Below are 8,964 nucleotides of genomic sequence, written 5' to 3'. Positions count from 1 at the left end.
GGTCTACAGTGGCGATCACACAGCCCTTCACGTGACGCGAAACCCTTGCGTCACACATGTTCGCAGGAGCGCGCAATGGCACCCGCCGCCGCAGGATATTTTCGTCGACTGACCCAGCGTCTGACCGAGGACGTCGACCAGTTGGACGCCCAGGAGATGGCCGAGTCCAACAAGGCTTCCGGAGGTCAGAAGGCATGCGATTGTCGTCGCGGTGAAGAAGTCACGATGGTGGGCCGACTCCGCAGCGTCGACGCGTGTCCCAAGTCGGGAAATGCCAGTATCGAGGCCGAGTTCTTCGATGGCACCGAGGTGATCAATCTCGTCTGGATCGGGCGTCGCCGGATCCCGGGAATCGAGACCGGTAAGACCCTGCTGATCCGCGGTCGTGTGGGCGAGCGTGACGGTCGCAAGGCGATCTTCAACCCTTACTACGAACTGCGCGGCGAATAGGCGCGTTTCCCGCATTTACCGTGCAACTCGGTGACTGTGGCACCCTCGACAGGTGACTGAAACACAACAGCGATCGGTAATCGACCAACTCGGCGGGCTGAGTGGTCTGATCTATTCGTCTTTGCCGATTCTGATTTTTGTCCCGGTCAACAGCATCTGGAATCTCACCGCGGCAATCTGGGCCGCATTGGGCGTCGCTGTCGCTATCGCGGCCTGGCGCCTCTTCCGCAAGGATTCCCTCCAACCCGCTATTTCCGGTTTTCTCGGAGTCGGAGTTTCCGCATTCATCGCCTACCGCACCGGCGACGCCAAAGGATATTTCCTCTTCGGTATCTACACGAGCCTCGCCTACGGTGCGGTCTTCCTGATTTCGATCCTCGTACGCTGGCCCCTCGTCGGAATCATCTGGGGTTATCTCAACGGGCACGGCAATCTCTGGCGCAAGCACAGCTCCGCCGTCCGGCTCTACGACGTCGCGACGGCAGCGTGGGCGTTGGTCTTCGGTGCGCGGTATCTCGTTCAGTCACAGCTCTACGACACCGACCACACCGGATGGCTCGCAGTCGCGCGTATCGGCATGGGTTGGCCGTTGACCGGTTTGGTGCTGCTCGTGACGGTCTGGGCTGTGCGTAAGGCCGATCGCATCGTCGAGCCTGAACCGGTTGTGGAGCCCGAAAGCAGCGAGCCCACCGCCACGGACGCAGGGTCCGAAGAGGTGGGCTCGGTGAATCTGACGAAGCCGCGCGAAGACCGCGATCTCAGCTGATCAGGTCCTGGTACTCGGGGTGCTTGTCGAGGAACTTCACGACGTACGGGCACACCGGGTGAACCTTGAGGCCGCGTGCTCGTAGGTCGTCCAGAGCCTGGCGGACGAGAACCCCGGCCAATCCGAAACCTTCGAAGGCGGGGTAGATCTCGGTGTGGTTGAACGAGACGACGTCACCGGAGGTGGTGTAGTCCTCGATCCCAGCGAGGTCGCCGTCGGCATGGATCTCGTACCGGCTCTGGGCTGGATTGTCGGTGACTACGGTGTTTTCGGGCGCTTGTGCCATGTGATTCCCTTTCGTCGTCAGTGTGTTCGTCGGTCAATTCTCCAGGCGGAGTGCAACGCGCAACTGATCCTCGGCGTCGACGGCCGCAACGAAGAGCAGTTCGTCCCCGCCTTCGATGGGATCGTCCATCTGCGGGACGATCACGCGTCCGCCACGCAGGATGGTGACCAGTGCGCAGTCTCGCGGAAGTTCGAGTTTCTTGACGGCTTTTCCGGCAAGAGGTGTGTTGTCGGGCAACGTGATCTCGACGAGGTTGGCCTGTCCCTGCCGCAGTGTCATCAGTTTGACCAGGTCACCGACCGAGACGGCCTCTTCGACGAGCGAAGCGAGCATCCGCGGTGTCGAGACGGCGACGTCCACGCCCCAGGACTCGTCGAAGAGCCACTCGTTGCGGGGATCGTTGACGCGGGCGACAACTCGGCGAACACCGAACTCGGTTTTCGCGAGCAGGCTGAGGACCAGGTTTGCCTTGTCGTCTCCGGTCGCGGCAATCACGACCTCGTACGACTCCATCGACGCGTCCTCGAGTCTGCTGAGTTCGCAGGCGTCCGCGTGCACCCACTTCGCCTCGGGCACCGACTCCGGTTCGATGTGATCGAGTTTGCGTTCGATCAGCATGACGTCATGTGAGCTTCGAATCAGCTCTCGCGCAATGGAACGGCCTACGGCGCCGGCTCCGGCGATGGCGACCTTCATCGAGAACTTCCAATCACGTTGTAGTGCAACACAGTCGCAGTCTTGTTGTGGGGGGCGGCGTACGGATCAGTCATCTGCGGCCTCCCTCAGTCGTCGCTCGGCGGCGGGTTGCCGGCCAGTGCGACAGCTTCGGCGACGGTTCCCGACACGGCGGCGATGTAGACCTGATCGTCGGCCTGAATGACAGTCTTGCGGTCGGGGAGAATGCCGGTCCCGAAGCGGATGATGAAGGCGACTCTCGAACTGGTCGCGCCCTCGAGGAGCGCGATCGGCTTGCCCGCCCAATCCTCGTGCAGGGCAAGTTCGGTGATGGCGACAGTGCCCGAAGGATCGCGCCACTTCGCAGTCTGACTTTCCTTGGTCAACGTGTGCAGGAAACGATCTGTCGACCACGGCACGGTGGCGACCGTGGGAATGCCGAGTCGCTCGTAAACGGCGGCACGCTTGGCGTCGTAAATACGTGCGACGACGCGTTCGACGCCGAAAGTCTCGCGTGCGACTCGCGCTGCGATGATGTTGGAATTGTCTCCCGAGGACACCGCGGCAAAGGCGTCGGCCCGCTCGATTCCCGCCCGGACCAGCACGTCACGGTCGAACCCCATTCCCAGAACCTTGGTTCCCGGGAAGTCGAGATCGAGACGCAGAAACGCACTCTGATCGCGGTCGATGACGGCGACCTCATGTCCGATCCTGGTCAGAGACGCGGCGAGGGAAGAACCCACTCGACCGCACCCCATGATGACGACATACACGCCCTACTCCGTTCATGGACCCTCATGGCGCGATTGCACGCCGAATCGAACGGTACAGCCCCTCACGGGAAGAGCAAGTACAACGGTCGCTCGCGTGCCGGTTGTCACGACAAAAGGTGAAGTTGGGGCTCTGATGACTCCGAATCGGGCGAGACGGCTTACGCTTTGCACGTGTCTAAGCTCTCGACCGCTACCAAGCGGCTCCTGCTCGGTCGGCCGTTCCGAAGCGACAAACTCGGGCACACGCTGCTACCCAAGCGAATTGCACTACCGGTCTTCGCGTCCGACGCGATGTCGTCCGTCGCGTATGCCCCCGAAGAAATCTTCCTGGTTCTCTCCGTCGCGGGTATTTCCGCGTATGCGTACACACCCTGGATCGGATTGTCCGTCGCCATCGTCATGGCTGTGGTGGTGGCGAGCTACCGCCAGAACGTCCACGCATACCCCTCCGGTGGCGGCGACTACGAGGTCGCGACGGTCAACCTCGGCCCGACCGCCGGTCTGACCGTCGGTAGTGCGCTGATGGTCGACTACGTGCTGACGGTCGCCGTGTCGATCTCGTCGGCGGCGTCGAACATCGGCTCGGCTCTGCCGTTCGTCGCGCAGCACAAGGTGTTGTTCGCGGTTGCGGCGATCGTGTTGCTGACCGCGGTCAACCTTCGCGGTATCCGTGAATCGGGGACCGCGTTCGCAATTCCGACCTACGCATTCATCGTCGGTATGTTCCTGATGCTCGGGTGGGGATTCTTCCGGATCTACGTCCTAGGCGAGGATGTGCACGCGGAATCGTCGTCGTTCACGCTCAACGCCGAGGATTCGCATCTGTACGGAATTGCCTTCGCGTTCCTGATCGCCCGCGCATTCTCCTCGGGCTGTGCCGCACTGACCGGCGTCGAGGCCATCAGCAACGGCGTACCGGCGTTCCAGAAGCCGAAGTCGCGCAACGCTGCCACGACCTTGCTGCTGCTCGGGTCGATCGCCATCGTCCTGCTGATGGGCATCATCATCCTGGCTCAGAAGATCGGCATCGTCTACGCACACAATCCGCAGGAACAGCTGGTCGGAGCGCCGGAGGGCTACCATCAGAAGACCTTGATCGCGCAGATCGCCGAAGCCGTGTTCAGTGGTTTCCCGATCGGTTTCTTCTTCATGGCGATCGTCACGGCACTGATCCTGGTTCTGGCCGCGAACACCGCGTTCAACGGATTTCCGGTACTCGGATCGATCCTGGCGCAGGATCGGTACCTACCGCGTCAGCTGCACACGCGCGGCGACCGACTGGCATTCAGCAACGGAATCCTCTTCCTCTCCGGTGCTGCCATCGCATTCGTCGTGGTGTTCGGCGCCGAGGTCACCAAGCTCATCCAGTTGTACATCGTCGGCGTCTTCGTCTCGTTCGTGCTCAGCCAGACGGGCATGATCAAGCACTGGACTCGGCATCTGAAGTCCGAGACCGACAAGGCGCAGCGGGCCCGTATGCAGCGCTCGCGAGTGATCAATTCGATCGGTCTGGCAATGACCGCCACCGTCTTGATCATCGTTCTGATCACCAAGTTCGCTGCCGGCGCATGGATCGCCATCGTCGCGATGGTCGCGATCTTCATCGTGATGAAGATGATCCGCAAGCACTACGACAGCGTCGCAGCCGAGCTCGAGGAGCAGGAGTGGGACGGCGTACTGCCCAGCCGCACGCACTCGATCGTGCTCGTCTCGAAGTTGCACATGCCGACGATGCGAGCTCTCGCCTACGCGCGAGCCACGCGACCGGACACCCTCGAAGCCATCACGGTCAACGTCGACGAGCCGGACACCCGCGCACTCGTGCGGGAGTGGGAGAAGAGTGACGTGACGGTTCCGCTCAAGGTGATCGAGTCGCCGTACCGCGAAATCACCAAGCCGGTTCTCGACTACGTCAAGCGTGTACGACGCGATGCTCCGCGTGATGTCGTCACCGTCTTCATTCCCGAGTACGTCGTCGGACACTGGTGGGAGCAGATCCTGCACAATCAGAGCGCGCTTCGTCTGAAGAGTCGTCTGCTTTTCCAGCCCGGCGTGATGGTGACGAGCGTTCCGTGGCAGCTGAGTTCGTCGGCAAAGGCGAAGCCGCTCGACATCGAGAAGACCGCAGGTGCGACGCGTCGTGGTTACGACACCGGCGAGAAATGATCACCGGCGAAAAATGATCGGCAACATCGAAATGGCAGGCGTAGTTCGTTGAGTGAGAATTGGACCGGACAGACCTTCGACGTCGATCTGGGCAACCCCGGTCACGGCGGGTTCGTCGTCGCCCGGCACGAGGGGCGGGTCGTGTTCGTCCGTCACGGTTTGCCGGGGGAGCGGGCGCTGGTCCGGGTGACCGAGGACAAGGGCGGATCGTTCTGCCGCGCCGACGCGATCACCGTTCTCGACGCTTCTCCGCATCGGATCGATCCGACATGCCCGATCTCCGGCCCGGGCGGGGCGGGCTGCTGCGACTACTCGCATGCGGATCTGAGCGTCCAACGTGAGATGAAGACCTCGGTCGTGCGGGAGCAGCTTCTGCGACTCGCTCGTGTCGAATCGGACGTCGAGGTAGAGGAACTGCCCGGAACCGGAGGCGGAACGGGTTGGCGCACGCGAGTCCGGTTGGCGGTGGACGGGCACGGGGTCGCGGGATACCACGCGTACCGGAGCAACCGGATCGTCACAGACCTCCGGTGCACCCAGATCGATCAGAGCGCGTACGACGGTCTCGGCGGTGCGCAGTGGGCGCCAGGTAGCGAGCTGCAGGTTGTTCTCGACGCTGCCGGCGAGCGGCACGTCGTGGAAATCGCGGCACCCGCAGTGTCCAAGACGGGACGGCGGACGCCCGGGCGACGCGGCGCGATGGCACGCCGAGCGGCAAGCGGCGGCCCGCGAAAGACCCGAGTTGCCATCGGATCGGACACAGTGATCGAGCGCGTCGGCAATCGAGAATGGGCGCTGGCCGCGACCGGTTTCTGGCAGGCCCATCGCGGCGCTGCGGCCACTTACTCACAGGTGGTCGGTGATTGGGCCGGAGCCGCTACCGCGGACACGGCCTGGGATCTCTACGGCGGTGTCGGCGTGTTCGCAGCAGCGCTCGCCGAGCTTGTCGGGCCGTCCGGCGTGGTGGAGTCCGTCGAATCTTCGGCGCGTGCAGTCGCGGACGGGCAGGCAGCGCTGTCCGATCTCGGTCAGGTGCGCTTCCACAGCGCCCGCGTCGAGAACATCATCGCGGATCTGGAGCGTTCGCCTGCTGTCGTCGTGCTCGACCCGCCACGTGCGGGAGCCGGCCGTCCGGTCGTGGAAGCTCTCGCCGCAACGGGCGCTGAGCGGATAGTCCATATCGGGTGCGACCCGGCGTCGTTCGGTCGCGATATCGGCCTCTACCTGGAGCAGGGCTTCAGAATCGGTGGCCTCCGGGCGTTCGACGCGTTCCCCCAGACTCACCACATGGAGTGCATCGCGCTCCTCGAACGCTGAGACGTCCCGAAATCTTTCCCTGAAACGGTGTGACGCTTCTCGCGTTCACAACAGTTGCTTGCATTACGCAACTAATCGTATAGTTTCGTTCTGCAAGTAGTTTTCCGTTTTCAAGTCACGGCTCGTTCGGGCCACTCGAATTCAGGGGTAGGCAATGTCGGTACAGCCGGAGACGGCCCAAGCGCTCGTCGACACGATCTTCATGTTCGGCAGATCGCTGCGAGCCGCGGTCACCACCGGTGCAGACAGCCTGCTGCCGCCTGCGCTGGTCAGTGTGTTGTTCATGCTGGCAGCGCGTGGGGAGTGCCGACAGAACGAATTGGCCGTCGATCTGTGTGTCAGTCAGTCGTCGCTCAGCCGACAAATGTCGGATCTGGTCGACGCTGGGTATGTCGAGAGAAATCCCGATCCGGCTGACAAGCGGGCGTTCCGCATCCGAGTATCGGAAGAGGGACACGACGTTTTACGGAGAACCACGCAGCGGCGTGCGGCGCGTTTGCGCAACATGCTCGAAGACTGGAGCCAGGAAGAGGCCATGGCCGCAGTGACATCGCTGCAACGTCTCAACGAGACGTTCGGCGCATCGAATCGGCAGGCCTCACCGGCAGTTCCGCACACGGGCGTAGAAAGTATTGGGAGATAAGGCACATGGCAGCAACAGTAGGAGAAACCCGGGCAAGTACCGGAGGTGACGGATCGGCTCGCGAAGCGGGCGCGATGACTCACCGCGAAATTCTCGAAGCACTCACCGGACTCATCGCAGCGCTGTTCACCGCGCTGCTCAGCAGCACCATCGTTTCCACAGCGCTTCCCACGATCATCGGTGAACTGCACGGAACTCAGACGCAGTACGCCTGGATCATCACGACAGCGTTGCTCGCCACCGCGGCGTCGACGCCGATCTGGGGCAAGCTTGCCGACCTCTACAACAAGAAGGTCCTGGTCCAGACCGCGATCGTCATCTTCGTGATCGGCTCGGTCATCGCCGGCGCGGCGCACAACGTTCCGTTGCTGCTCGGTGCGCGTGTCATCCAGGGCATCGGTATGGGCGGTCTGACCGCTCTCGTCGTAGCCATCATCGGCACGATCATCCCGCCGCGAGATCGCGGTCGCTACTCCGGATACATGGGTGCGGCCATGGCCGTCTCGATGTCCGGTGGACCGATCCTCGGCGGCGTCCTCGTGGACACTGCCGGCTGGCGCTGGTGCTTCTACGTATGTGTTCCGTTGGCAGTCATCGCATTGTTCCTGCTTCAGCGCACACTGCACGTCGAGACCGTGAAGAAGGACAACGTCTCCATCGACTGGATGGGCGCCACCTTGCTCACCGCCGGTGTCAGCGTCCTGCTGATCTGGGTGTCGTTTGCCGGTCAGGACGACTACTACGCCTGGTTCTCGAAGGAGTCGGCCTTCTTCGTCATCGGTGGTCTGGCCCTGCTCGGCCTGACGATGTTCGTCGAATCCAAGGTCAAGGATCCGATCCTGCCGATCAAGATCATCACCGAGCGCACTACGGCTCTCGCGATCATCGCCTCGATCGCAGTTGGTGTCGGCCTCTTCGGCGCGACGACGTTCCTGACGCAGTACTTCCAGACCGCACGCGGATTCGATCCCACCGAAGCCGGATTGCTCACCATCCCGATGGTCGCAGGCATGCTCGTCGCCTCGGTCGGATCGGGCCAGCTGATCACCAAGTTCGGTCAGTGGAAGCCCTTCATCGTCGCCGGCGCAGTTCTGCTGCTGGTCGGTTTCGGGCTGCTGTCGACGATCGACCACGCCACCAGCCTCTGGACCATCGGAATCTTCATCGCCATCGTGGGTCTCGGTACCGGCATGCTGATGCAGAACATCGTGCTCGCCGTGCAGAACACGGTCAGCGTCGAGAACATCGGCGCGGCCAGCAGTATCGTGGCGTTCTTCCGCACCTTCGGCGGCGCGATCGGCGTGTCGGTGCTCGGTTCGATTCTTGCGACCCGCGTCAAGACACTGACAGTCGATTCGGTCTCCACCTTGCCGCCCGAGCAGCAGGCAGTAGCTGGAAAGAGCCTCCAGGACGGCCTCGACCTGAGCAATATGCCTGACTTCGTCTCGCAGATCGTTCGGTTCGCCTACGGCGACGCAACAGGACGGATCTTCCTGGTCGCAGCCGTCGTCGCCGTGGTCACGCTCGTGTCGGTCGTCTTCATCCCGAACCGTCCGTTGCGCACCACCATCGACATGGCAACCCCCGACGCCGAGCAGAAGTACGAAGAAGAGCGCGAAGAGAAGAACCTCACTCGCTGATCCGCATGCCCGGCTGGTCTACTGCCGGCAGCGTCTTCTGAACTACTGTTGTCACGCCATAGCCCATCGAACGCGGACCGAGATCGATTCTTCGATCTCTCCGCGTTCGACGGCTATCGGGGCCGAATCCGCTTTCATGGCCGCGACACGTCCGCGCATCGGCACTATCTGGTCGAAGTCCGCCAGCACCGCGCGGACGACCACCAGGTCTTTTTCATCCAGGTCTGCGAACGGTCTGGCCTTCGCTT

9 protein-coding genes and 1 pseudogene are annotated in these 8,964 nt (G+C 62.6%); 6 read left to right on the top strand and 4 right to left on the bottom strand.

Annotated elements, in window-relative coordinates; genetic code table 11:
- The first annotated feature begins 75 nt into the window (after positions 1–75).
- Together RWT78_RS25285 and RWT78_RS25280 are read left to right on the top strand one after the other, a co-directional pair.
- A complete protein-coding gene (locus RWT78_RS25285) occupies positions 76–450 on the top strand; it encodes an OB-fold nucleic acid binding domain-containing protein (RefSeq protein ID WP_003942613.1) in 375 nt (124 codons plus the stop codon).
- Between the two features lie 52 nt (positions 451–502).
- Positions 503–1,216: a DUF3159 domain-containing protein gene (locus tag RWT78_RS25280; RefSeq protein WP_003942611.1), complete on the top strand. Its 714-nt coding sequence runs from the start codon at positions 503–505 to the stop codon at positions 1,214–1,216.
- Here RWT78_RS25280 and RWT78_RS25275 read toward each other — a convergent pair.
- The 3 genes from RWT78_RS25275 to RWT78_RS25265 form a co-directional block, all read right to left on the bottom strand.
- Positions 1,209–1,502, bottom strand: a complete 294-nt coding sequence (locus RWT78_RS25275) for a GNAT family N-acetyltransferase (protein WP_003942641.1) — start codon at positions 1,500–1,502, stop codon at positions 1,209–1,211. The two genes, RWT78_RS25280 and RWT78_RS25275, sit on opposite strands and share 8 nt — an antisense overlap.
- A gap of 33 nt (positions 1,503–1,535) precedes the next feature.
- Positions 1,536–2,198 carry a TrkA family potassium uptake protein gene (locus tag RWT78_RS25270; RefSeq protein ID WP_003942632.1) on the bottom strand — a complete coding sequence of 221 codons (663 nt, stop codon included), beginning with the start codon at positions 2,196–2,198 and terminating at the stop codon, positions 1,536–1,538.
- An 86-nt stretch (positions 2,199–2,284) separates the two neighbouring features.
- Entirely contained in the window at positions 2,285–2,950 is a 666-nt protein-coding gene (locus RWT78_RS25265) for a TrkA family potassium uptake protein (protein WP_003942587.1), read from the bottom strand.
- 171 nt (positions 2,951–3,121) lie between these two features.
- On the opposite strand from RWT78_RS25265, the gene RWT78_RS25260 reads away from it, so the two are divergent.
- The 4 genes from RWT78_RS25260 to RWT78_RS25245 all read left to right on the top strand — a co-directional run bounded on the left by RWT78_RS25260 (position 3,122) and on the right by RWT78_RS25245 (position 8,716).
- Positions 3,122–5,116 (top strand): APC family permease, encoded by a 1,995-nt coding sequence (locus RWT78_RS25260; RefSeq protein WP_007732857.1) that lies wholly within the window; start codon positions 3,122–3,124, stop codon positions 5,114–5,116.
- Positions 5,117–5,164: 48 nt separating this feature from the next.
- Positions 5,165–6,433: a TRAM domain-containing protein gene (locus RWT78_RS25255; protein ID WP_314681714.1), complete on the top strand. Its 1,269-nt coding sequence runs from the start codon at positions 5,165–5,167 to the stop codon at positions 6,431–6,433.
- 154 nt (positions 6,434–6,587) lie between these two features.
- Positions 6,588–7,076 (top strand): MarR family winged helix-turn-helix transcriptional regulator, encoded by a 489-nt coding sequence (locus RWT78_RS25250; RefSeq protein ID WP_003942624.1) that lies wholly within the window; start codon positions 6,588–6,590, stop codon positions 7,074–7,076.
- A 5-nt stretch (positions 7,077–7,081) separates the two neighbouring features.
- On the top strand, positions 7,082–8,716 hold the full coding sequence (locus tag RWT78_RS25245) for an MDR family MFS transporter (protein ID WP_003942609.1): 1,635 nt from the start codon (positions 7,082–7,084) through the stop codon (positions 8,714–8,716).
- A 51-nt stretch (positions 8,717–8,767) separates the two neighbouring features.
- Here RWT78_RS25245 and RWT78_RS25240 read toward each other — a convergent pair.
- A pseudogene (locus RWT78_RS25240) lies at positions 8,768–8,964 on the bottom strand (SIMPL domain-containing protein); the annotation flags it as partial.

The sequence above is a fragment of the uncultured Rhodococcus sp. genome (assembly GCF_963525155.1).
Classification (GTDB): Bacteria; Actinomycetota; Actinomycetes; order Mycobacteriales; family Mycobacteriaceae; genus Rhodococcus_F; species Rhodococcus_F qingshengii.
This window is presented reverse-complemented; position numbering and strand designations above follow the sequence as displayed.